We start from the raw sequence: 23,540 nt of genomic DNA, 5'->3' as shown, positions 1-23,540 counted from the left end.
CGGAGCATTTTGCCATGCCCAAGGTTCTGATCGTTGAAGACGAAGAGCCCCTGAGCCTTCTGCTGCGCTACAATCTGGAAGCGGAAGGCTACGACGTGGACTCCTGTGACCGGGGAGATGACGCCGAAATCCGGCTGCGGGAAACGCAGCCGGACCTGCTGCTGCTGGACTGGATGCTGCCGGGGCTTTCCGGCATCGAACTGTGCCGCCGCGTCCGGGCCCGGTCCGAAACCGAACGCCTGCCGATCATCATGCTGACGGCACGCGGCGAGGAGGCCGAGCGCATCCGGGGTCTGGCCACCGGCGCCGATGACTATGTGGTGAAACCCTTCTCGATCCCGGAGTTGATGGCCCGCGTGCGCGCCATCCTGCGCCGGGCCCGTCCGGAAGTGGTGTCCACCATGCTCAGGTCCGGCGATCTGGAGCTGGACAAGGAAACCCATCGCGTCCGCCGCAACGGCAAGGAAATCCACCTGGGGCCCACCGAGTTCCGCCTGCTGGAATTCCTGATGACCTCGCCAGGCCGCGTCTTCTCCCGCGAGCAACTGCTCGATGGCGTGTGGGGTCATGATGTCTATGTGGATGAGCGCACCGTCGACGTTCACGTCGGCCGCCTGCGCAAGGCCATCAACAAGGGCAAGGTGAAGGACCCGATCCGTACGGTCCGTGGCGCTGGTTATGCCTTCAACGATCAGTTCGCCGTCGCCAGCTGATCCACTTCGCAGTCTCAATCATTGAAAGGCCCGCCATCCGTGCGGGCCTTTTAGTTTTTGGAGGCTCTCTGTGCCGCCGTTATTCTCCGTGTCATCCCCACGAAGGTGGGGATCCAGTGCGCTCTGAAGCCAAGGCTCTGAGATGCTGCCCATCATGCTCAATCGCCACAAGGGCTTGAGCAGCACACGGTGAGCCAGGTTCGTTGTGAGTTGGTCTGAGTTTGAAATTTGAAGACGGGGGGTACTGGTTCCCCGCATGCGCGGGGATGACAGCGGAGAGGTTTCGGCGGTGGCTCTCGTCCCTTCTGACGGAGCCTTTTGCGCCGGTACTCAATACCGTCCCCACCTTCAGCCAACAAAAAAGCCTGCCGCAGCGGGCAGGCTTGATTGGGTGAGGGAGCCGTTTGGGGTGCTGGTTGGCCCCCTCTGAAGCATCAGCCGCGAAGGGCCTTCTTGTCCGGGGCGGCGCGGCGGCGGTCGTTGACCGGCTGGTAGGCGATCCGGCAGTGCTGCGGGCAATAGGGAACGCCGGGTTCCGAATGGCGGCCGCAGAAATAGAAATCTGAAGAGGACGGGTCACCGATCGGCCATTTGCAGGTGCGCTCGGTGAGGGTGAGGATCGTGGCGCGCTCGGTGAAGGGCACCAGCTCGGCGAGCGGTGCAGCTTCCACGTCAATGGCCACATCTTCCTGCGGTGCCATCTTCAGCGCCGTGGCGCCGCGCAGCTGGGGCGTTCCTGCCGAAGGCGTGCGGATGGTGGAGGTGGCCTGCACCGTGGTCTGCTGCGGCACGGCGGCTGCCGTCACCGGCGCCGTTGCGCTGCGCGGGCGGCGCTGCTTGGTGACCGGGGCCGCCGTCTTGGCACGGCCCGACAGGCCAAGGCGGTGAACCTTGCCGATGACAGCGTTGCGCGTGATGCCGCCAAGCTCGGCAGCAATCTGGCTCGCGCTCAGACCGTCCGTCCAAAGCTTCTTCAAGAGATCTACGCGTTCGTCAGTCCAGCTCATCTGTCGCACCCCGTCGTTTGCGGCTGTAGAATTTTACGCATTAACCATGAATTAAGGCACGCGTGGTCCGCGCCTTAGTGGCCATATCCAGTATGATTTGGTGAACTACAGCACGACATGTCGTATCCGACTGGTTGGACACTACAATGGGCGGCGAAGGCGAGGCAAGTTGAGGGCAAACATGAACCGGGGACGAAACGACTTTTCCCCAGATAACCGGGGTTGACTTTTACCTTCTGCGGCAATGGCGGAAATGCGCCATTTGCATTGACACCCATAGGCAAGAGCGTTGTATAAACGGTCCTTGTTCGGTGTGCCGCCTGCGAGGGCGGCACAGTTCGTTTTGAGAACCCGTTGATGGTAGACGCCCTGGCATGAACCCCATGCGGAAGGCGCGCTTAACTACCTGAAGGAGCAAGGGAAATGACTGCGTCGGCACTTTTCGGCACATACGCACGGGCGGACCTGGATTTCGTCCGCGGAGAAGGCGTCTGGCTGGAGACCGCTGACGGGCGACGCTTTCTCGACTGCGGGTCGGGAATCGCGGTGAATTCGCTGGGTCATTCCCATCCCCATCTCGTCAATGCGCTGAAGGCGCAGGCCGAGAAGCTGTGGCACATCTCCAATCTCTACAAGGTTTCGGGGCAGGAAGAGCTCGGTCAGCGGCTGGCGGATGCCACCTTTGCGGACCGGGTGTTCTTTTCCAACTCCGGCGCGGAGGCAATGGAAGCCTGCATCAAGACGGCGCGGCGCTATCACTATGTCAATGGCCGCCCCGAGCGGATCGGCATCATCACCTTTGAAGGCGCCTTCCACGGCCGGACCATTGCCACCATCGCGGCGGGCGGTCAGGCCAAGTATATGGAAGGCTTCGGCCCGAAGGCGCCGGGCTTTGATCAGGTGAAGACCGGTGACCTTGATGCGCTGAAGGCGGCCATCGGCCCCACCACTGCAGCGCTCTGCATCGAGCCCATTCAGGGCGAGGGCGGCGTGCGTGAGGTGGATGCAGAGTTCCTGCGCAAGCTGCGCGGGATCTGCGATGCCGAAGGCCTGCTGCTGATCTTCGACGAGATCCAGACCGGTGTGGGCCGCACGGGCAAGCTCTTTGCTCATGAATGGGCGGGCGTGACGCCGGACCTGATGGCCGTTGCCAAGGGCATCGGCGGCGGTTTCCCGATGGGTGCCTGCCTTGCGACGGAAGCCGCTGCCGCCGGCATGGTGCCTGGCACGCATGGCACCACCTTCGGCGGCAATCCGCTGGCCATGGCCGTGGGCAATGCGGTGCTGGACGTCATTCTGGAGCCGGGCTTCCTGGAAGAAGTGCAGCGCAAGGGCCTGCTGCTGAAACAGCGGCTGGCGGCCGTGATCGACGCCCATCCGAACGTCTTTGCGGATGTGCGCGGGCGCGGGCTGATGCTCGGCATCAAATGTGTCCGCCCGAATACGGAAGTCCTGGCCAAGGTGCGCGCCAATGGTCTGCTGGTGGTTCCCGCCGGTGACAACGTGCTGCGTATCCTGCCGCCGCTGACGATCACGGATGAGGAAATCGGCGAGGCTGTGGCCCGCATCGAGGCGGCCGCAGCGGCCGTGGAGGCCGATCTGGCCAAGGAAGGGGATGGGGTGTGAACATGTCTGCGAATGGGCGTCATTTCCTCGATCTGACGCAGTTTGACGGTGAGGAACTGCGCGGAATTCTGGCCCTCGGGCGCAAGCTGAAGACTGAGCGCAACGGTGTCCGCCGCGGTGAAGGCCCGCTGGCCGGCAAGGTGCTGGCGATGATCTTCGAGCAGCCCTCCACCCGCACCCGCATTTCCTTCGACGTGGGCATGCGTGAACTTGGCGGTGAAACGCTGATGCTGACCGGCGCGGAAATGCAGCTGGGCCGGGGCGAGACCATCGCCGATACGGCCCGGGTGCTGTCCCGCTTCGTTGATGCCATCATGATCCGCATCCTCAACCATGATGATCTGACCGAACTGGCGGAGAACGCCACCGTTCCGGTCATCAATGGCCTGACGAAGCGCTCGCATCCATGCCAGATCATGGCCGATCTGATGACCTTTGAAGAGCATCGCGGCTCCATCAAGGGCAAGTCCGTGGCCTGGACCGGCGACAGCAACAATGTGCTGGCTTCATGGGTCCACGCGGCTTCGCGCATGGATTTCGAGCTGCGCATCGCCACTCCGCCGGAACTGGCGCCGCCGTCTGCGCTCATTGAAGCCGCGCGTGCGGAAGGTGCTTCCATCGTCGTGACGGATGATCCCTTCGCCGCCGTGAAGGGCACCGATTGCGTCATCACCGACTGCTGGGTTTCCATGGGCGACGACGACGAGGCAACCCGTCACAACCTGCTGAGCTCCTATCAGGTGAACAAGCGGCTGATGGCGGAAGCCCATGCGGATGCCCTGTTCATGCACTGCCTGCCAGCCCATCGCGGCGAGGAAGTGACTTCGGACGTGATGGACGGACCCAATTCTGTGGTCTTTGACGAGGCCGAGAACCGGCTGCATGCCCAGAAGGGCATTCTGGCCTGGTGTTTCAACGGCCTTTGAGGACGTAAACGTGGCACTTGATCTTGCATCCTATGGCGTGACGCCTGCGGGCACCGATGCCGTCCGGCCCTTCTCCGTGGAAGGGCTGGATGTGCGCGGCCGCGCCGTGGCGCTTGGCCCCATCCTGAACCAGATCCTTGACCGGCATGACTATCCTGCGCCGGTGGCCCGCCTGCTGGGTGAGGCGATTGCGCTGACGGCGCTGCTCGGCACCTCGCTGAAGTTTGAGGGCCGCTTCACGCTGCAGACCCAGACCGACGGTCCGGTGAACATGCTGGTGGTGGATTTCTCCTCACCCGATGCCATCCGCGCCTATGCCCGCTTCGAGCCGGAAGCCTTTGCGCCGGGCGCGGCAGGGGAACATGGCGATGCGGCAGCGCTTCTGGGCCGTGGCCATCTGGCGATGACCATCGACCAGGGCAAGCACATGCAGCGCTATCAGGGGCTGGTGGAGCTGGATGGCATTTCGCTGGAAGAGGTGGCCCGCCGCTACTTCGCCCGCTCCGAGCAGATCCCGACCGAAGTTCGCCTTGCTGTTGGCCGTCTCTTCACACGCCGTGAGGGCGAGGCCCCGAGCCAGCAGTGGACTGCCGGCGGCATTCTCGTGCAGTTTCTGCCGGAAGCGCCGGAGCGCATGCGTCAGGCCGATCTCCACCCCGGAGACATGCCGGAAGGCGTGGAAGAGCACAGCATTGATGAGGATGATGCCTGGACCGAGGCTCGCAGCCTCACCGGCACCGTGCGCGATGACGAGCTGACCGATCCGGACATCCCGGTCGAGGAGCTGCTGTTCCGCCTGTTCCATGAGCGCGGCGTGCGCCTCTATGACGCCCAGCCCATCGCCGACCGCTGCCGCTGCTCGCGCGAGAAGATCGAAGGCATCTTCCAGAGCTTCTCCGAAGAGGAGAAGGCGGAGATGGTTGTGGACGGCAAGGTGGTGGTGACCTGCGAATTCTGCAGCGCCGTCTACGAGTTCAAGGCCGAGGCCGTCTGAAAGTCATGGAGGCTGCCCGCCCTGTGGAAGGGCGGGCGCTTTTTCAGGCTGCCTCCGGCCCGGCAATGACGGCGCCTTCCGTCCTGTTGCTCTCCAGAAGCTCCGCGATCAGGCCGGAACTGCGGGAGCGGGCAAGAAAGGCGTTGAGCACCCCGGTCAGGCGGGGATCCCGGCCTGCGGGCACGCCGAGGGCCTGCTTGATCACCATGAAACGCTCGGGCAGCAGCCGCAATCCCGGCACGCGCCGCTGATCTGCTTCCAGCTGCTGGCGGACACCTGCCGCGACTTCCAGGTTCTCACGCATGAAGAAGTCCACGACCTCTTGTGACGTGGTCACCTTTTCCAAAGTGGCTGATTGGATGGCGCGGCTGAGATAAAGGTCATAGGCGCTGCCACGGCCCACGGCGATCCGGATGCCCGGACGGTCCACCTGCTCCAGCGCCGTGATGGGTGAGTTCTCCCGCACCAGATACCAGCCCTCGATCAGGAGCCAGGGGTTGGTGAAGGCAACCACCTCTGCCCGTGTGGGATCGACCGCGAAGAAGCCGATGTCGGCGCGCTCCTCAGCCACCAGAGCCACGGAGGCTGCGGCATTCGTGACCGGCAGAAGCTCCAGCTCCAGCCCGCGTTCGGCGGCAAAGGCCCGGGCAAGGTCAACCGAAACACCGGCGGGAAGCTGCCCTTCGCCTGGCCTTGTCAGGATTGCGTTCCCGGTGTTGATCACCACCCGCAGCACCCCTGTTGGAGCGAAAAGCGCGTTCAGTCCGTCATTTGTCATTCGGCGTCTCCTCAGATGCTGCTGCTCTCAATAGCCTCAACAATACGCGCAGTGAAGGCTGCAGTTCCGAGCGGACCTCCCATGTCGCCGGTTCTCCATTCCGGCACGGCGATGACGCGGGTGACCGCAGCTTCGATCAATCCGGCTGCTTCATCCAGCCGCGCGTCCTGCCGCCGTTCCGCCAGCCACCGCAGAAGCATGGCTGCAGAATTGATCAGAGACGCAGGATTGGCCCGGTCCTGTCCCGCGATCGAAGGGGCAGAGCCGTGCTGGGCCTGTGCCATTGCATGGTTCGTCCCCGCATTCAGCGAGGCTGCCAGGCCGATGCTCCCCGCGATTTCGGTTGCCTGATCCGAAAGAATGTCGCCGAACATGTTCGTCGTCACGATCGTGTCAAAGGCGGAGGCATCCCGCACCAGCAATGCCGCCATCGCGTCGACGAGCACTTCCTCCACCTGAACATCGGGATATGCCTTGGCAGTCTCGCGTGTGCAGGACAGGAACAGCCCATCGCTGAGACGCAGGACATTTGCCTTGTGCACCACGGTCAGCTTGCCGCCGCGCTGACGGGCCATGCGGAAGCCGGCCTCGGCAATGCGCAGGGAGCCTTGCCGCGTGACCTTGCGCATGGCGATGGCCACATCCTCGGTGGGCATGAACTCTCCGGTCCCGGCGAACATGGTGCGGTCGGCGTAAAAGCCTTCGGTGTTTTCCCGAACGATGACCAGATCCACCGGCACGCCGCAGCGGGCAGGGAAGTCGGGATGAGATTTCGCGGGGCGGATATTGGCAAACAAATCCAGATGCTTGCGCAGATGCCCAGACGGATTGATGCCGCCTTCCGAGGCGGGGGGATAGTCGTTGTGGGACACCGGGCCCAGGATCACGCCATCGGCCGCCCGGGCCAGCTCCAGCAGGCCAGCGGGAAAGGTGGTGCCTTGTGCGGCGAGCGGGCGCAGCCCGACCTCGGCACGGTTTACCTGAAACCGCAGGCCAAGCCGGCGCTGCACCGCATCCAGCACCTTCAGCGTGGCCGTGGTGATCTCGGGGCTGATGCCATCGCCATTGAGGACCAGCAGGGAAACAGGGGCGGATGGCTGGGCAGTCATGCGTGGCTCCAGTGTTGCGTTCGATCCTGCATATATCCATTTTTAGATTTAAAAATGCAATATCAAAACAGGGTGCCGCCGTGATAGGGTGCAAGCCTGTCTTCCCATGCATAGCCAAAGCACTGCCATTGACCGCTTCGTCCACCTCGCGCAGCAGCATAAGTTCCCATCTGGCGGCCGATATCGCGGCCTTCATCGAAGCCGAGTCGCTGCCTGCAGGAGCGCATCTGCGCACCGGTGAGCTGGCGCGCCGTTTCGCGGTGTCCCGCTGGCCGGTTGAGCAGGCGCTGAAACAGCTGGCTGAGGCAGGACGTGTCAGGCACGAGCCCAATCGCGGCTTCTTCGTTCACGGCACCCATGCCGCCGCGCCCCCTGCGGCGCAGGATCCGATCCACGCCGCCTATCTGAAACTGGCAGGACTGCTGGCCAGCCGGACCATCGGGCCGAGGGTGACGGAGCAGGAACTGCGCGACCGGTTTGCACTGACAAAGAGGCAGACGGCGGATCTGATGGGCCGCATGATCCGCGAAGGCATTGCCGAAAAGCGCGCCGGCTATGGCTGGGACATCAACACCGAACTGACGGCGCCGGATGCTCTTGCCCATACGACACAGTTGCGGCTGATCCTTGAGCCGGGTGCCCTGCGGCTGCCGGGCTACCGTTTGCCCCTGGAGGACATTGCCCGGTTGCGCCGCGTGGAGCACGATCTGCTGGAGGGCGGCATCGACCGTGTTCCGCCCGACACGCTCTATCTGCGGGGCGCACAGTTTCACGAGACACTGATGACGGGTGCGGGAAACCCCTTCATGCTGCAGACCCTCGTGCGCGTGAACCGGCTGCGCCGGCTGCTGACCTATCAGGCGATGGAGGACCGGGAGCGCTATTACCGGCAGGCCCGGCAGCACTTGCGCATTCTGGAACTGCTTGAGACGGGCGATTGCGAGGGCGCGGCACAGGAGATGGAGAGCCATCTCCGCCAGGTGCGTGACAGCCTGTCGGCGCTTGGCTTCATTGTGCCGCCGGACGGCCCGGAGCGTTCCTGAAAGACGGTGGGCCTGCTCTGGAAACAGGCTGAGGCAGATCTATAATGGCTGGCATGAATCTCATCTTGCCCGCCGCCCCGCCGCTTCCTCCTGTTGTCCATCATCCGGCTTATTGTGCCGAGCTGCCGGAAGAGCACCGCTTTCCCATGAACAAGTTCCGCCGTGTGGCGGAGCTGGCGCTGGCCGAAGGGCTGGTGCCCGCCGGCAAGTTCTTGAAGCCACGGGCTGCTCCTGCCGAGTGGGTGGCGCTGGCCCATGATCCGGCCTATGTGGAGCAGGTGTTCAGCACGGCAGTGCCGCCTGCCATTGCCCGCGAGATCGGCTTTCCGATGACGCAGAGCATTGCTCTGCGCGGGCGCTGCGCCACCGGCGGCTCGGTGCTGACCGGCTATCTGGCGCTGGAACACGGCCTTGCCTGCAACACGGCAGGCGGCAGCCATCATGCCCGCAAGGCGCATGGCGCAGGATTCTGCGTCTTCAACGATGTAGCCGTCGCCATCCGGGTGATGCAGGCCGATGGCGTCATCCGCCGCGCTCTGGTGGTGGATCTGGACGTGCATCAGGGTGATGGCACGGCGGATATCTTCGCAGACGATCCCTCCGTCTTCACCTTCTCCATGCATGCGCAGAAGAACTATCCGGTGCGCAAGGTGCCATCGGATCTGGATTTGGGGCTGGAAGACGGGCTGACGGACGCCCCTTATCTGGACCTTTTGGCGGAGCATCTGCCGCAGGTGATAGACCGGGCCGAGCCGGACATCGTGTTCTACAATGCCGGAGTTGATCCCTTTGCGGGCGACAAGCTCGGGCGGCTGGCGCTGAGCCATGAAGGGCTGCGGCTGAGAGACGAGCATGTCATCCGCACCGTGCGCCGTCTCGGCCTGCCACTGGCCGGGGTGCTGGGCGGCGGCTATTCCACGGATATTGACGAACTGGTGTGCCGGCATCTCACCTTGTTGCGGACGGCAGCCACGGTCGCCCGCGAAACATCCGTTCTGTCAGCTTGAGCGGCTGGCCATCAGCCGCATGACCAGCCACACCGGCACCACCACGACGGCGCCAAGCACCAGATAGCGCCAGACCTGCTCGATGGCGGAAAAGCCCATGTTCCAGAGGCGCTGGACGAAGGAGATCAGCAGATCGAAGAGACCCAGCGGGTCAAGGTTCAGCGCCGACAGGATGACGCCGACCACAAGCGACAGGAACACGAGGCGCAGGAGCACCCGCGCCGGACTGTCACCCAGAAACTTGTTGAGGCCACCGGACATGCCGAACTCCCTTGAAGCAGCGTCTGCGCCTCAACATAGGGATTCGCCAGCCGTTCCGCATCCCCCAAGTGAGTTTCAGTCGGCAGCTTGCCAGCTGAGCGGCGCCGGAGTTGCCCCATGCAGCCGCACAGCCTTGGGCGGCACGCCGTACCAGGTCTTCACCGCGCGGGAAAAGGCCGAGAGCTCCGAGAAGCCCAGAAGGAAGGCGATTTCCTTCAGCGGCAGTGACGTGTCGCGCAGATAGCGGGCGGCCATGTTGCGCCGGATCGTTTCCGTCAGCTTGCGGAACGAAGTTCCCTCCGCCTCCAGCAGGCGCTGCAGCGAGCGCTGCGACATGCCCAGTTCGCTGGCCACATGCTCGAGGCTGACCGCGCCTGCCTTGAGGCTTTCGTTGATGGCATCGGCCACGCGCACGAGGGGATCGCTCTGAACGCGGAACTCTTCCATCTCCCGGATCGCAGCCTGCTCCACGATGCTGTAGAGGTTCTGCTCGCTGTTCGGTGTTGGCCGGTCGAGATATTTCGCGGGGATGAGGATCCGGTCGACAGGCTGTCCGAAGCGCAGCCGGCTGCCGTAGCGCTCCTGAAAGGCGGACCGGCATCGCGGCGCTGGCTGGCTGATGTCGATGCGCAGCTGCACCTGCGGGTCCTGCGTTGCATATTCGACCCGGCTGGCCGCCCAGGCTATCCGTTCAAATGTGTGCTGGGTGCGGGGCATGTTGCGGTCCGGCACAATCCACTCGATGATGCCCCAATCCTCGTCCTCACGGAAACTGAGGCCGTAGCTGTTGGAGCGCAATGGCAGGAAGCGGACCCAGTTGCGTATGCCCGCACGCAGGTTGGGGGCGCACAGGCCCACGTAGTCGAAGGTTGAAAACACGCCTGTGGGCATGCTCGAGGCCACATCCAGAATGATGGCGTCGTCCCGTGTTTCAGCCGCCACGAATTCGCAAATGGAAAGAGCGATCCGGTAGGGAACGGTCGCACCGGTCTGATGAACCGTCTCCGGAGCAATGCCAAAACGCCGGGCAATGCGGGGCCAATCGAGGCCTTTTTCCTCGCAGATGAGTTCCAGTGACTGCAGCGTGTCTGCGCGGCACCAGTCCTCTACCATGCGGCGAGGCATCGACTTATCCATTGGTGCTCCCCCGTCTTCATCCTGTGATTGCATAGGATGATACAACTCCCGCGCTGGCGCAACATGTCAATTTTCCGTCAGCTTCAATCAACAATCCCGGCATGCTGGGCGCTCACGCTTCATCGCCGGTCAGCCGCCGCTCCCACAGTGACCGCTCATCATGCCTGAGCTGTTGCATCAGGAAAGAAGGGAAGATTGCCTAGTGGATTCTGCCTCGGCCATTAAGGGGAAGGCAGAAGGCGGCGGGCATCGGCAGATGGTATCTCCGGTCCTTCCGCGGAACCCGCCTCCGGCACATCGAACGGATTTTCCCACGCAGGGATCTGAGCGGCTCCGGCGGGCTCCCCGGTCCCGTTTGCCCCGGCGCTGGCCGGCAGCTGCGGTGGTGCCGCTTCATCCGGAAGGCCCCTCATTACTGACTGAGGGGGCAGGATGGTCTGAGGAAGTGGCTCAAAATCCATGCGCTGCCATTGGCCCAGCCCTGCGCTGCGGGCCGCAGCTTCAGCTGCTGCGTAACCTTCGGGCGCACCGGCAGTGGCCTGTGCCCAGCCCTGTTGCAGCATCCAGAACCCAAGATCCACTGAACCTCTGCTGCAGGTTGCGGAGATCTGTCCGGGTCCCAGCGGCGCCACCGGCTCACAGTCTACCCTGTGACTGCGCAGCAATGCGCGCAGAGCCGTCAGAGCCCTTGCGCCGCAGGGCCATGACTGGCCGCTGTCGCTCTGACAAGTCTCTGAAGCAGCCAGTCCGGCAATATGGGCGAGTTCGACGGTCAGCTTGCCGGAGGTGAGTGTTGCCTTTTCCAGCACCAGAGGCCGGGCGAGGTAAAAATTGCGCTCAGGCAGGGCCGCAGCTTCGGTATGACGGGCGGCCTGAGGGCGGGGATGCTCGATCCGCTGCAGCGGGGCCGTCACCTGAGGAATAGCAACCCCGGGCGGTGAAACATTGCGCACGGCTGATTGGCCGAAGACAGGTGTGGCTGCCGCCGCCAGCATGCAAACCAGTGCACCGTACAGCACCTGATGCCACGGGAGCACCCGTCCGATTTCCCTTCCGGTCATGCAGTTCCGTTTCTTGCCATCCTGATCTACTGACTGGCCCAGACGATCCGCGCCATCCAGGCGATGCTGTCGAGGTCCATTGCGGTAATGGTGCCCGACGCGCCCAGCGTATGCAACTCCAGCCGCCGTGCCGTGCGCATCACGAAGCTGCCGACCATCATTTCACCGCTCAACAAGCGCAGCACAACCCGGTCGCCCCGGCGGATGGGAATGCCCGGTGCGATGACGATAATGTCCCCGTCCCGGTAAAGCGGCAGATAGTCATCGCCGCCCACACCCAGCGCATAAACCTTACTGCCCAGATCATCCGGAAAGGAAATCTCGTCCCAGCCGGCGCCTGCCGGGTGGCCTGTTGCGTCGAAAAGGCCTGCGCCGTCTCCAGCCTCGCAGAGGCGGGCGAAGGGCATGGTTATGCCGTTTGCTGTTTTCACGGGTGTGAGGATTGCGTCACCCTCCACAAGTTGTGCAAAGTCGGACAGCTGCGCACCTGTTGCCTCAAGTATCTTGGCAAGAGACTCTGTCGAGGGCCAGCGGGGGCGGCCATCGCCGGCGACCCGCTTTGACGGATTGAAGGTGGTCGGATCCAGCCCGGCACGGCGCGCGAGGGCCGAGGGCGAAAGACGCTTGCGTGTGGCCAGGGCGTCGATCGCTGCCCAGACGCGCTCGTGCGAGAGCATGGTTCTTTCCTCCACGTGCTGCCTCATCAGGAATAAATCCCTTTGAATGCCATTGATATTGGCAAATATTCCTGATGCAAATGAATAGGCGGTTGATCCTGTGGTGCGTGCTGGTTGTCCAATGCAAAATCCCGGACTAGGGTCCGCCTCAACCAACGCACAGGGGCCAGTTCAGAGGCTCCTTCAAAGCACATGGGCGGACCGGCATGACGGTGATTTTCAAGATACTGACGCGCAACCTCTGGGATGATGCCGTGAGCCGGGGCAGGTTCGATGGCGCGCCGGTCGACCTTGCCGATGGCTACATCCACTTCTCGACGGCGGAGCAGGTGCGCGAAACGGCAGCCAAACATTTTGCCGGACAGGAGGACCTCTTGCTGGCAGCCTTCGACAGCGAGGCTTTCGGGCAGCCGGTCAAGTGGGAGCCCTCGCGCGGCGGCGCGCTGTTCCCGCATCTTTACGCCAGCTTCGATCCGGCCTGTGCCCTGTGGGTCGAGGCGCTGCCGCTCGGCCCGGATGGGCAGCATGTGTTTCCTGACCTTACGAAGTGATCTCACGCCCATGTTCCAGTCCCTTGCCAATCGCCTGACCCTCCGGGCTCTCCATTGTGTCGACGCCGAAACGGCCCATGGCGTGACGATCCGCGCGCTCGCCAGCGGGGTTTATCCGCGCTTTTCCAACACCAGCCTGCCCTCCCTGCGGCAGGACGTGCTGGGTTTGAGCTTCCCGAACCCGCTTGGCATGGCTGCCGGCTTTGACAAGAACGGCGAAGTGCCGGATGCGATCCTCGGAATGGGATTTGGCTTTGCCGAGGCCGGAACCGTGACGCCGCGCCCGCAGGAGGGCAATCCGCGCCCGCGCCTGTTCCGCCTGCCGGCCGATCAGGGGGTGATCAACCGCTTCGGCTTCAACAACGAGGGGCATGCGGCGCTGCTGGCCCGGCTGGAAGCGCGCAAGGGCAGGGACGGCATCCTTGGCGTCAACGTGGGGGCCAACAAGGATGCGGCGGACCGGGTGGCCGACTATGTGGCCGGCATCCGCACCTTCGCGCATCTTGCGTCCTATTTCACCGTCAACATTTCCTCGCCCAACACGCCCGGCCTGCGTGATCTTCAGGCCAAGGCGGCGCTGGATGAGCTGCTGTCGGCCGTGATGGCCGAGCGCGATGCGCAGAGCTTGCTGGCGGGACGCAGGAAGGTGCCGGTGCTCCTGAAGATCGCGCCGGATGTCTCCGCCGAAGGGCTGGAAGACATTGCCGAAGCGGTGCTGACCCACAAGGTCGACGGGCTGATCGTCTCCAACACCACGCTGTCGCGCGCAGGACTGCAGGACACGCAGACAGCGCAGGAAGCGGGCGGGCTTTCCGGGCGTCCTCTGTTCCGGCGGGCCACGATCATCCTGGCCCGCGCGCGCAAGCTGGTGGGGCCGGATCTTCCGATTGTCGGAGTTGGCGGCATCGACAGTCCGCAGACGGCTCTGGTCAAGATCACCGCCGGGGCAACGCTGCTGCAGATCTATTCATCACTGGTCTACAAGGGGCCGGGACTGGTTCCCGCCATCCTCAAGCATCTGGATGGCGAACTGAAACGCGGTGGCTTCTCCAGTCTCGCCGCGCTGCGCTCGGTCAATGTGGATGCCTGGGCGAGCGAAAACCTCGACTGAGACCAAATCCCGACGAGCTTGACTCATCGGGATTTGGTCAAGCCCGCGCGGCGCTTGAGCAATTTCAAGGCGTGATGCGTCAGCATCGAAAGCCTTGGTATGGAAACTGCGAAGAGGCCGGAGTTGTTGAACTCCGGCCTCTCTCATTTGTACTTCGAGAAAGTCCCCGTCAGCGGCCTGCCGCCTGCTGCCGCAGCGCCTCGACTTCCCGGCGCAGGGCACGGATTTCTTCGAGGATGACGCCCGTTTCGTCATGGATCGCCTGCCGGTCAGCTTCGGCAATCGTCTCCGTTTCGGACTGCATGGCCGAAACGATGATACCGATGAAGAGGTTGAGCACGGTGAAGGCGGTGCAGACGAGGAAGGGCAGGAAGAAGGCCCAGGCATAGGGGTGAACTTCCATCACCGGCCGCACGATGCCCATGGACCAGCTTTCCAGCGTCATCACCTGGAACAGGGTGTAGAGCGAGCGGCCCATGTCTCCGAACCACTCGGGGAATGTCTCGCCATAGAGCTTTGTTGCCATGACGGCGAAGACGAAGAAGACAAGGCTCATCAGCACCATGATGGAGCCCATGCCGGGCAGGGCGGTGATCAGCCCGCCGATAACCCGCCGCAGCGACGGCACCACCGAGATGAGGCGCAGCACGCGCAGGATGCGCAGTGCACGCAGCACGGCGAAGGGGCCGCTTGCGGGCACAAGGGCAATCGCCACGATCAGGAAATCGAAGATGCTCCAGGGATCGCGGAAGAAGGACAGCCGGTGCACATAAAGGCGCAACGCAAGCTCGATCACGAAAATGCCGAGGATGATCTTGTCGAGCGTGTGCAGCAGCGGGCCGATGGCGGCAACAACGCTCGGGCTGGTCTCGAGACCGAGCGTGATGGCATTGACAACAATGATCGCAATGATGGCCGCTTCCCAGCGGCTTGAGGTGAGGAGTGCCTTTAAAGTCTGGCGCATGTTGAGAAATATCCGTCTGGAAACACGGCAGGGCGCCGCCCGCGCAAACTGGCAATTCCGCTCTTGATACGCAATAGGCCGCATGGGACCGGAACCGAAAATCTTCCGGCTTTGCCCGCAGCCATCCACGTTTCCCGCCGCCGGGCACGTGGCGCCGGTCAGGTGCGGTTGAAAAGCCTGCCAGCCCCGCTTGACAGATCCGCCGCCGCAGGCGATCTAATGCGCCAAGGCCACGGCATGCGGGCACCCTTTGCCCCTTCTGATGCCGTCATGCTCCTGCGGGTATGATGTAATGGTAGCCTGTCAGCTTCCCAAGCTGAACGCGCGGGTTCGATTCCCGCTACCCGCTCCAGATCCTTTCCTTTCTTTCGTCATGGCCGGGCTTGTCCCGGCCATCTGCAAGTCATTGATTTGTATAGATCCTCTGCACAGGGCCGAGGATGACGATGGAGGAGTTTCTGGTTTCTCAGCAGTCTGGCGTCACTGGTGCTATTCTCGTGCCTGAAAACGGAGGCCGGATCATGAAACTGACAATCAATATTGATGACGAGCTTCTTGAGGCCGCCCGAGACCTGACTGGCACAATGGAAACCGCTGCCATGTGCATCAGGCGCTGGAGACGCTGGTGCGGGTCGAGACGGGCAGGCGCCTGATAGCGCTGGGTGGCACAATGCCGGATGCTGAGACTGTTTCCGATACCTATGAGCGCCGGATCGAGGAACGGATTGAAATGGCATTGGCCGATCGCCGTCCCTCCGTTTCAGGGAGCGATGCTGACCTTCAGATCGAAGCGATTCTTGCCCTCAAGAAGTGAGTTCAATGGCAGGACGCGTCAGAAGCATATCATGAGAAATAACGGCCCAGCTTCAGCGTTTGAGGTTCGATAGCCCTCTATCCGCTCCCGTCCTCCCCTTTGTTTCCGAAGTCCGGTGTCTTGCGCTTGCGGGCGGCGCCGTGGGTGGTCTTGTGCCAGTGGTGGGGGCGGATGAAGAAGTCCCAGACGGCGCGGTAGAAGGCGAAGCTGGCGCAGAGCCAATAGGCGGGGATGAGGGCGAGATCGCTGAAACGCGGGTCGAAGCCGCGGGCGCGGGCGGCGCTGCGCCCTGCAATGACGGCGGCGCCATAGCCGGAAATGGCGGCCAGCGCGCTGAGGCAGACGGTGATGTCGGACATAAGCCCATCGGGCACGGGCATGTTCCAAAGGCCGATCAGGTAACCCATCAGGATCATGCAGAAAATGGGATGAAGGGCGAGCGTCAGCAGGCTGCCGCCGATGAGGAAGGCGATGGGCACCGCGCGGCGCGGGCTCATGTCATGCCACAGCATGGACGGATCGCGCAGGTGGACGAGCACTGTCTGCAGCCAGCCCTTGTACCAGCGCGCCCGCTGCGCATACCAGACCTTCCACGTCACCGGCGCTTCTTCATAGGTGGCACTGTCGAGGGCGGCACTGGAAAAGCCGAAGCGGGCAAGGCGCAGGCCAAGGTCGGCATCTTCCGTCACATTGTAGGGGTCCCACCCGCCTGCGGTGACGAGGGCCGCGCGGCGGAAATGGTTTGAGGTGCCGCCCAGCGGAAAGGGCCATTCCTCGCCGGAAAACCACGGAATGACCTGATCGAACAGGCTCGCATATTCCATCGCAAACTGGCGGGTGAAAAAGCTCTCCTCCGCATTGTCGATGACAAGGCTGGCCTGCAGGCAGGCAAGGCTTTCCGGGCTTTCCCGGAACTTGCGCACCGCCTTTTTCAGCTGGCCGGGTTCGGGCCGGTCTTCCGCGTCATAGATGGTGACGAACTCGCCCATGGAGGATTCCAGCCCATAGGCCAGTGCCCTTGGTTTGGTGCGCGGATGGCCCGGGGGCACCACCACCACTTCCATGCCCTCGCGCAGCAGGCCCCTGAAGGCCACGCGGGTTTCCCGGTCGTCCTGCTCCACCAGAAAGCGGATGTCGAGCCGGTCCGCCGGATAGTCGAGCCTGGCAAGGCCTTCCACCAGCGAGGGCACGACCCCCGCTTCCTTGTAGAGCGGGACCAGCACCGTATAGAGCGGCCAGTCTTCCGGGTGTTGCCGGGCATGGCGCTCTGGTGCCGTCTGCCGGGTCTGAAAAAACGCTTCCTCGGCGGCAAGACGGGCCCGATCCTGTGCCTGCCTTGCGCTCGAAAGCCGGGCGATTGCGGTGAGAATGCAGGTGAGGCCCACAACAAGGCTCAGCAGCAGCATCTGCACATCGAAGGGCAGAACCATGCCGGCGAAAAAGCTGGCGGCCATGGCGCCCGCGCCGATTTGCTGGCGCGGCGTCACGCGGGTGCGGGCCGACATGTGGGGAAAGCGCGCTTCCAGCTCGCCGGCGGGCGCATTCAGCACCGTCAGGGCGTGGCGCAGGGCAGAGGGCGTGGCAATGCGCACGGCGGCACTCCAGTCCGGATGGCGCAGAAAGAAGGCGCGCAGTTCGGCGACGTGCTCAGGTTCCGGCGCAACCACATAGACCGGCCCGCCCCGGCCGAGACCGATCATCATCGGCCCGGCCTCACCCGGTCCGCATTGCAGCACGTGACCGTTGACCAGCAGCGGGCGGAAGCTGCCGGCTGGCAGAAAGGGGGCGCCGCAGACTTCCGCCACAGCGCTGTAATAGGCCTCTTCCGTGAGGATGGAGTTGCGCATCATGTAGTGCGCGGGATGGACACCGTGATAGGATGCCAGCTGACAGGCAGACCGCAGCGCAGAGGCAGAAAGACCCCGTGACACAAGGACATGCATCTCCTCTTGCAGCAATTGCTGCGGCGCGCCTCGTTCAGTTTTCGGGACTGGCCCGTCTTCTGAAGGGGCCGGACAGGCTGCGGTCTGCCACCGGGGAAACGGAGTTTCACATTGCAGGAAAGCGTCGCCGGGCTCCGCTGCCAGCCCTGGCAGCTTCACAGTGTCTGACGCAGTCTCCTCTGCCACCACAGACATCGCCCGCCCCTTCCGAGGCCGCCGGACACACACTCGCCCGGCCGCTGCAAGGAGTACGTCAGAAGATATTCCCACAATCAACAGTTTTATACTTTTTATTCTCAATTGCGGTTGGTTTTATACCGGCCCAGGCTCCCGCTCAGGAAACGGCAGCTCCCTTGCCGTTGAACGGAGCGGGCATGGCCGTTGTCATTCCCAACTTCCGTGATCCGCGCGCGCTGGCCGAACGCCCCGCGCAGCCGCCGGAGAAGATTGAATTCCTCGCCTCGGATGATTTTCCGCCTTTCTCTTTCCGTGATCCGCAAGGCCGCCTGACTGGCTTCAACGTGGATCTGGCGCGGGCGGTCTGTGAGGAGCTTGGGGCGTCCTGCAGCCTGAGGGTGAAGGCCTTCGAGGCTCTGCCGGAAGCGCTGATGGCGGGGGAGGGTGACGCCATTCTCTCCGGCCTTGCCAAGACGGAGGCTCTGCGGCGGGAGATGGCCTTCTCCGACACCTACATGCGCCTGCCCGCCCGGTTCGTGCTGGGGCAGGGCACGGACAGCTTTGATCCCGGCATGCCATCCGCAAAGCGCATCAGCGTGGAAGCCGGCAGCCGCCACGAGGCCTTCCTGAAGGCTGCCTTCCCGGGCCTTGCCATCGAGCCGTTCTCCACAGCCGGTGAGGCAAGGGCTGCGCTGAAGGAGGGAAAGGCCGATGTGCATTTCGGCGATGGCATGGCGCTGTCCTTCTGGCTGGCCGGCAAGGAGGCGGACGGCTGCTGCCGGTTTGCGCCCGGCCCCTGGCTGGAGCCGCGCTACTTTGGCGACGGGCTTTCCATTGCCTTGCGCCGTGATGAGCAGGCACTGCTGGAGGCGCTGAATTATGCCCTGCGGCAGGTGCAGGACAAGGGCATCTATGGGGAGCTTTACCTGCGCTACTTCCCGGTAGGGTTCTACTGAGGCCTTGGTCCGCCAGCAAAGCCATTGCCAGACCGGCCCGTTCTGGCTAAGCCGGGTCACTCTTTGCGCGCGGAGCCCATCCGCCGCCACAACAGGACAGCCTGATGACCGAATTTCTCTGGACCCGCCCGGAAGGCACGCCGGATGCAACCCTGCTTCTGGCCCATGGCGCCGGTGCGCCGATGGACTCCGCCATCATGAACCGGCTTGCCGCAGCCCTTGCAACTGAAGGTATCGCGGTGGCGCGGTTCGAGTTTCCCTATATGGCCGCCCGCCGCACCACAGCCAAGAAGGCTCCGCCGCCGAAGGCCGAGCTGCTGGTCGGTGCCTATCAGAAAGCGATGCAGGCCCTGATGAGCGAAGTGGAAGGCCCGTTCCTGATCGGTGGCAAGTCCATGGGCGGGCGCGTTGCCGCCATGTTGACGGCCGGCGCTTCGCTGCCGGGCCGTGTGAAGGGCGTTGTCTGCATCGGCTATCCGTTCCACCCGCAGGGCAAGTCCGATGTCTGGCGCCTTGAGCCGCTGGAACAGTCCCGCCGGCCCATCTTCATTGCGCAGGGCGAGCGTGACCCCTTCGGCAGTCAGGCCGAGCTGGAAGACGTGGCCCTGCCGGGCAACTGCGAAATCCTGTTCCTCGAAGACGGCAACCATGACCTTGGGCCTCGCGGCCAGTCTCCTGCCACCTGGGACAGCAACATCACCGCTACGGCCAAGGCCGTTGCAGAGTTTGCCCGGAAGCTGATTGCCGCCTGACGTTGCAAGCCCGGTGCGCCAGCCGCACCGGGCCTGTCTCATACCAAGGCTTTCGATGCTGACGCATCACGCCTTGAATTTGCTCAAGCGCCGCGCGGGCTTGACCAACTCTCGATGAGTAAGGCTCAGTGAGAGTCCGTATCAGCTGAGCGCGCGGAAGTGCTTGGAGAGCTTCAGCTCCTGCCCCTGATAGTTGGAACCGATGCCTTCGCCATAGAGCCGGTGCGGGCGTTCGGCCATGTGCTCATAGACAAGCCGCCCAACCGTCTGGCCATGCTCCAGAATGAAGGGAACGTCGTGCGAGCGCACCTCCAGCACGGCGCGTGAGCCTGTGCCGCCAGCGGTGCTGTGGCCAAAGCCGGGGTCGAAGAAACCGGCGTAATGCACGCGGAATTCTCCCACCAGCGGATCGAAGGGCACCATCTCGGCAGCGAAATCCGGCGGCACATGCACCGCCTCCTGGCTGACGAGGATGTAGAACTCATTCGGGTCGAGCACCAGTTCGGCCGCCCCGCGCCGGTAGATCGGGTCCCAGAAGTCGAGCGGGTGATGCGCATCCTTCAGGTCCACGTCGATGACGCCCGTGTGGTGCTTGGCGCGGTAGCCGACGAGGCTGCCATCGCCGGAGCCTTCCAGATCGATGGACAGCTGCACGCCGCCGCCGATGCGCTCCATGCCGCCGGAGACAAGGCGCAGGCGCGCATGCACGCCTTCCAGCTCGCTGTCCGGGATCAGCGGCTCACCGGCACGGAAGCGGATCTGTGACAGGCGCGAGCCGCTGCGCAGCAGAATGGGGAACGTGAGCGGCGAGATTTCCGCATAGAGCGGCCCGTTGTAGCCGGCCGGCACCGTGTCAAAGGCGCGCCCGCCATCGGTGATGACGCGGGTGAAGACATCAAGCCGCCCGGTGGAGCTTTTCGGGTTGGCGGTTGCCGAGATGGCATCGGGCAGCGTCAGGCTTTCCTGCAAGGGCACGATATAAACGCAGCCCGTTTCCAGCACCGCGCCACGCGTCAGGTCGATGGTATGCAGCGCGAAGGCATCCAGCTTGTCGGCGACGGCGACGCCATTGCCCGGCAGGAAGCTGGCGCGCACCCGGTAGGCCAGCCCCCCGAGGCGCAGGTCAAGGCTGGCCGGCTGAATCTGGCCGTCGACAGGCGCCAGCTCGCTGCGGATCGTTCCGGCGCGGAACATGTCCTCGATCATGTGGGCGGGCAGAATGCCGTCTGGGCGCATGGCAAGCCTTTCATGGAGCCGGGGGGAGCCGGGGAGGGGCGTTGTCTTCCTCTGCGCTGTCATTAGCCGATGGCAGGGTCTTGGCCAACCCTTTCATGGAGGGGCCATGGCTGGCAAAGATTGACCACCGGCCCTGAATGGCGTATTTGGCGGGACAGGATCCGTGGTGATTTGAGCCGGCCGGCTTGCAGCCACGTTAAAGAAGTTGCTAAAGAGGCCGGGGAGAAACACCCGGCCTTTATGGCCGGTTTTTTGTTTCTGGAGCGAAGACCGATGAGCGCATCCGATACCCCGTCCTCCCGCCCCCTGCGTCCGGCTACCCGCCTTGTTCATGGCGGAACGATCCGCTCCCAGCATGGCGAGACATCCGAAGCCATCTTCCTGACGCAGGGCTTCGTCTACGCCACCGCAGAAGCCGCCGAGGCGCGCTTCAACGGCGAGGACCCGGGCTATGTCTATTCGCGCTATTCCAACCCCACCGTTGCCATGTTCGAGCAGCGCATGTGCGAGCTGGAAGAGGCGGAAGCGGCCATCGGCACCGCCAGCGGCATGGCCGCCGTCAATCTGGCGCTGATGGCTTCCGTCAAGGCCGGTGATCATGTGGTTGCCGCAAAGGCGCTCTTCGGCTCCTGCCGCTATATCGTCGAAACCCTGCTGCCGCGCTTTGGCGTGACCAGCACGCTGGTGGACGGTACGGACCTGGATCAGTGGCGCGCTGCAGTGACGGCGAACACCAAGGCCGTGTTCCTTGAGAGCCCGACCAATCCGACGCTGGATGTGATCGATATCGCCGCCGTTGCGGAGATCGCTCATGCCGTTGGCGCCCGCGTCATCATCGACAACGTCTTTGCCACGCCGATCTTCCAGTCGCCGCTGAAGCTGGGCGCCGATGTTGTGGTCTATTCGGCCACCAAGCACATCGACGGACAGGGCCGCTGCCTGGGCGGTGTCGTCCTGTCCGATGCCAAGTGGATCGAGGAAGAGGTGCTGCCGCTGGTCAAGCACACCGGCCCGGCCATGAGCCCGTTCAATGCCTGGGTGCTGCTGAAGGGGCTGGAGACGCTGCCGCTGCGCGTTGCCCAGCAGTCTTCCAGCGCGGCCCGCATTGCCGACCGCATGGCGGGTGACCCTGCCATTGCCCGTCTGATCTATCCGGGCCGTGACGACCATCCGCAGGCCGCTGTCGCTCGCAAGCAGATGCGCGGCGGCTCCACCATGCTGGCCTTCGAGCTGAAGGGCGGCAAGGCAGCAGCCTTCGCCTTCACCAATGCGCTGGAAGTGATCAAGCTGTCCAACAATCTGGGCGATGCCAAGAGCCTGATCACCCACCCGTCCACGACCACGCACAAGAACGTGGCCGAAGAGGCGCGGCTGGAGCTGGGCATCACCGAAGGCATGCTGCGCCTGTCCGTGGGCCTTGAAGACCCGCTGGACCTTCTCGAGGACATCGAGCGGGCGCTGGCGGCGGTGAACTGAAGGCAGGCCGGTTTTCAAGACAGGGTGGGGTGCTGCTTGCGTCCCATCCTGTCAGTCATTTTCACGCTTGCACTTTTCGTGTGCGTTGCTGCGCTATATATCTTGAAAATGACACGCGGAGCCGGCAACAGCCTGATCCGCTTCACGAATTGTTGAGGAGCCGGAAGGCTATGTACCGGGCCGTTACCAACGGGATACAGGTCACAGTCGAACCTTTCTATCTGGCGGACCAGTCCTCGCCGGAAGAAGGAAGCTATGTCTGGGGCTATACCGTCGAGATCGTCAATCTCGGGGATGTGCCGGTCCAGTTGCGCCGCCGCCACTGGCTGATTACGGACGGCAACGGCCAGATGCAGGAAGTGGAAGGGCCGGGTGTAGTCGGGGAAGAGCCGGTCATCAAGCCGGGCGAGGCCTTTGAATATTCCTCCGGCTGCCCGCTGACCACGCCCTCCGGCATCATGGAAGGCGCCTATCTGATGGAACTGCCTGACGGGCGCATGATGAATGTCTCCATCCCGCCCTTCTCGCTGGACACCCCGAACCGGCGCGGGTTTCTGAACTGAAACCCACTCCGCTCAAACCCGCTCCGCCGGAGGCCTCTCAGGCGAGGCGGTAGCGGGCGATGGCACCGCGCTCGATGGCCGCGCAGGTCAGCTTGTCGAGGCGGAACCGGTCGCGCAGGATCTGCAGGATGCGCATTTCCTCCTTCGAGACCGCAATGTCGGAAGCTGCCACCTCCACAGCCAGCGCATAGGCCGTGTCATAGAGCAGGTGCGGCAGGGTCTCGGCGATGATCGTCAGCACGTCGTTCATGCCGTCCTCGGCCTGCAGCAGCTGGGTGCAGCGCTGGGCCGCCGGCAGCACATTGGCCGGGTCGAAATCATCAAACACCGGCAGCATGCGGGTCACGTCGCCGATGGTGGCAAGCTCATTGTCGGTCATCAGCCCGTCAGAGGCCGATGTTATGACCATGACATAGATCAGGGCTTCCTGGATGCTGAACGGCTTGCTCATTGTGGCTGCACGGTCCTGTTGAACAGTTTCAAGGCTCAATGGGTAATGCTTCGGCAGGCGGCCTTCAAGAAGGGCCGCAAATATTTGTGCCTGCGCGGCCGTCCCGCAGGCAGAGTTTGATTGACGCAAGCCCGCGGCTTTTCTAGTGTCCGCGCTCCGGCCGCCTGCAGGATCACGCGGGCAACGGAACCGGATTCCCGAAAACAT

22 protein-coding genes, 1 tRNA gene, 1 pseudogene and 1 riboswitch are annotated in these 23,540 nt (G+C 63.6%); of the genes and pseudogenes, 14 read left to right on the top strand and 10 right to left on the bottom strand.

The window, feature by feature from the left end; genetic code table 11:
• Positions 1-14 precede the first annotated feature (14 nt).
• On the top strand, positions 15-713 hold the full coding sequence (gene phoB, locus H163_RS0102780; protein WP_019963020.1) for a phosphate regulon transcriptional regulator PhoB: 699 nt from the start codon (positions 15-17) through the stop codon (positions 711-713).
• Positions 714-1,147: 434 nt separating this feature from the next.
• Here the strand turns inward: phoB and H163_RS0102775 are convergent, their stop codons facing one another.
• Positions 1,148-1,720, bottom strand: coding sequence for a GcrA family cell cycle regulator (locus H163_RS0102775; RefSeq protein WP_026355381.1), 573 nt, complete (start codon positions 1,718-1,720; stop codon positions 1,148-1,150).
• A 423-nt stretch (positions 1,721-2,143) separates the two neighbouring features.
• On the opposite strand from H163_RS0102775, the gene H163_RS0102770 reads away from it, so the two are divergent.
• From H163_RS0102770 to H163_RS0102760, 3 genes are read left to right on the top strand one after another with little or no spacing between them, the layout of a single operon-like run.
• Positions 2,144-3,346: an aspartate aminotransferase family protein gene (locus tag H163_RS0102770; protein ID WP_019963018.1), complete on the top strand. Its 1,203-nt coding sequence runs from the start codon at positions 2,144-2,146 to the stop codon at positions 3,344-3,346.
• Positions 3,347-3,348: 2 nt separating this feature from the next.
• Entirely contained in the window at positions 3,349-4,272 is a 924-nt protein-coding gene (gene argF, locus H163_RS0102765) for an ornithine carbamoyltransferase (RefSeq protein ID WP_026355380.1), read from the top strand.
• 10 nt (positions 4,273-4,282) lie between these two features.
• The gene (locus tag H163_RS0102760; protein ID WP_019963016.1) at positions 4,283-5,266 is read left to right on the top strand and encodes an Hsp33 family molecular chaperone; all 984 of its coding nucleotides are present in this window, start codon (positions 4,283-4,285) and stop codon (positions 5,264-5,266) included.
• A gap of 43 nt (positions 5,267-5,309) precedes the next feature.
• Here H163_RS0102760 and H163_RS0102755 read toward each other — a convergent pair whose 3' ends face one another.
• Positions 5,310-6,044 (bottom strand): transporter substrate-binding domain-containing protein, encoded by a 735-nt coding sequence (locus H163_RS0102755; protein WP_019963015.1) that lies wholly within the window; start codon positions 6,042-6,044, stop codon positions 5,310-5,312.
• Positions 6,045-6,055: 11 nt separating this feature from the next.
• Positions 6,056-7,153 carry an isocitrate/isopropylmalate dehydrogenase family protein gene (locus H163_RS0102750; protein WP_019963014.1) on the bottom strand — a complete coding sequence of 366 codons (1,098 nt, stop codon included), beginning with the start codon at positions 7,151-7,153 and terminating at the stop codon, positions 6,056-6,058.
• A 128-nt stretch (positions 7,154-7,281) separates the two neighbouring features.
• Between H163_RS0102750 and H163_RS24260 the strand changes: the two genes are divergently transcribed.
• A complete protein-coding gene (locus H163_RS24260) occupies positions 7,282-8,196 on the top strand; it encodes a GntR family transcriptional regulator (RefSeq protein WP_019963013.1) in 915 nt (304 codons plus the stop codon).
• A gap of 44 nt (positions 8,197-8,240) precedes the next feature.
• Positions 8,241-9,203, top strand: coding sequence for a histone deacetylase family protein (locus tag H163_RS0102740; RefSeq protein WP_019963012.1), 963 nt, complete (start codon positions 8,241-8,243; stop codon positions 9,201-9,203).
• Here the strand turns inward: H163_RS0102740 and H163_RS0102735 are convergent.
• From H163_RS0102735 to H163_RS0102720, 3 genes are all read right to left on the bottom strand, one after another.
• Positions 9,195-9,464 carry a DUF6460 domain-containing protein gene (locus H163_RS0102735; protein ID WP_019963011.1) on the bottom strand — a complete coding sequence of 90 codons (270 nt, stop codon included), beginning with the start codon at positions 9,462-9,464 and terminating at the stop codon, positions 9,195-9,197. The genes H163_RS0102740 and H163_RS0102735 overlap by 9 nt on opposite strands.
• Before the next feature lie 75 nt (positions 9,465-9,539).
• The gene (locus H163_RS0102730) at positions 9,540-10,601 is read right to left on the bottom strand and encodes a helix-turn-helix transcriptional regulator (RefSeq protein ID WP_115336406.1); all 1,062 of its coding nucleotides are present in this window, start codon (positions 10,599-10,601) and stop codon (positions 9,540-9,542) included.
• Between the two features lie 1,087 nt (positions 10,602-11,688).
• Entirely contained in the window at positions 11,689-12,339 is a 651-nt protein-coding gene (locus tag H163_RS0102720) for a S24 family peptidase (RefSeq protein WP_026355378.1), read from the bottom strand.
• A 206-nt stretch (positions 12,340-12,545) separates the two neighbouring features.
• Here H163_RS0102720 and H163_RS0102715 point away from each other — a divergent pair, with 206 nt between their 5' ends.
• Positions 12,546-12,890: a DUF952 domain-containing protein gene (locus H163_RS0102715; protein WP_019963007.1), complete on the top strand. Its 345-nt coding sequence runs from the start codon at positions 12,546-12,548 to the stop codon at positions 12,888-12,890.
• A 10-nt stretch (positions 12,891-12,900) separates the two neighbouring features.
• Positions 12,901-14,001 carry a quinone-dependent dihydroorotate dehydrogenase gene (locus H163_RS0102710; RefSeq protein WP_019963006.1) on the top strand — a complete coding sequence of 367 codons (1,101 nt, stop codon included), beginning with the start codon at positions 12,901-12,903 and terminating at the stop codon, positions 13,999-14,001.
• 169 nt (positions 14,002-14,170) lie between these two features.
• On the opposite strand, the gene H163_RS0102705 is transcribed toward H163_RS0102710, so the two are convergent.
• Positions 14,171-14,965, bottom strand: coding sequence for an ion transporter (locus H163_RS0102705; RefSeq protein ID WP_019963005.1), 795 nt, complete (start codon positions 14,963-14,965; stop codon positions 14,171-14,173).
• Positions 14,966-15,243: 278 nt separating this feature from the next.
• Between H163_RS0102705 and H163_RS0102700 the strand changes: the two genes are divergently transcribed.
• Together H163_RS0102700 and H163_RS23890 are read left to right on the top strand one after the other, a co-directional pair.
• A tRNA-Gly gene (locus H163_RS0102700) sits at positions 15,244-15,317 on the top strand.
• A 169-nt stretch (positions 15,318-15,486) separates the two neighbouring features.
• Positions 15,487-15,650: pseudogene (locus H163_RS23890) on the top strand (type II toxin-antitoxin system VapB family antitoxin); the annotation flags it as partial.
• Positions 15,651-15,856: 206 nt separating this feature from the next.
• On the opposite strand, the gene H163_RS0102685 reads toward H163_RS23890, so the two are convergent.
• A complete protein-coding gene (locus tag H163_RS0102685; RefSeq protein ID WP_208975293.1) occupies positions 15,857-17,710 on the bottom strand; it encodes a glycosyltransferase in 1,854 nt (617 codons plus the stop codon).
• Between the two features lie 386 nt (positions 17,711-18,096).
• Here H163_RS0102685 and H163_RS0102680 point away from each other — a divergent pair, with 386 nt between their 5' ends.
• A complete protein-coding gene (locus H163_RS0102680) occupies positions 18,097-18,855 on the top strand; it encodes a transporter substrate-binding domain-containing protein (protein ID WP_019963002.1) in 759 nt (252 codons plus the stop codon).
• Between the two features lie 104 nt (positions 18,856-18,959).
• Positions 18,960-19,607 (top strand): alpha/beta family hydrolase, encoded by a 648-nt coding sequence (locus tag H163_RS0102675; RefSeq protein WP_019963001.1) that lies wholly within the window; start codon positions 18,960-18,962, stop codon positions 19,605-19,607.
• Positions 19,608-19,748: 141 nt separating this feature from the next.
• Here the strand turns inward: H163_RS0102675 and H163_RS0102670 are convergent, their stop codons facing one another.
• Positions 19,749-20,843, bottom strand: a complete 1,095-nt coding sequence (locus H163_RS0102670; RefSeq protein WP_019963000.1) for a 2'-deoxycytidine 5'-triphosphate deaminase — start codon at positions 20,841-20,843, stop codon at positions 19,749-19,751.
• A 153-nt stretch (positions 20,844-20,996) separates the two neighbouring features.
• Positions 20,997-21,076: riboswitch (SAM riboswitch) on the top strand.
• Positions 21,077-21,116: 40 nt separating this feature from the next.
• On the opposite strand from H163_RS0102670, the gene H163_RS0102665 reads away from it, so the two are divergent.
• A complete protein-coding gene (locus H163_RS0102665) occupies positions 21,117-22,319 on the top strand; it encodes an O-succinylhomoserine sulfhydrylase (RefSeq protein WP_019962999.1) in 1,203 nt (400 codons plus the stop codon).
• 170 nt (positions 22,320-22,489) lie between these two features.
• Positions 22,490-22,882 carry a Co2+/Mg2+ efflux protein ApaG gene (gene apaG, locus H163_RS0102660; RefSeq protein WP_019962998.1) on the top strand — a complete coding sequence of 131 codons (393 nt, stop codon included), beginning with the start codon at positions 22,490-22,492 and terminating at the stop codon, positions 22,880-22,882.
• Positions 22,883-22,919: 37 nt separating this feature from the next.
• Here the strand turns inward: apaG and H163_RS0102655 are convergent, their stop codons facing one another.
• Positions 22,920-23,333: a tellurite resistance TerB family protein gene (locus tag H163_RS0102655; RefSeq protein ID WP_019962997.1), complete on the bottom strand. Its 414-nt coding sequence runs from the start codon at positions 23,331-23,333 to the stop codon at positions 22,920-22,922.
• Between the last annotated feature and the right edge of the window lie 207 nt (positions 23,334-23,540).

Origin of the sequence: Pannonibacter phragmitetus DSM 14782 (assembly GCF_000382365.1) — a bacterium.
Lineage (GTDB): Bacteria > Pseudomonadota > Alphaproteobacteria > Rhizobiales > Stappiaceae > Pannonibacter > Pannonibacter phragmitetus.
The sequence above is the reverse complement of the archived record's forward strand: the minus strand, read 5'-3'. Positions and strand labels throughout refer to the sequence as shown.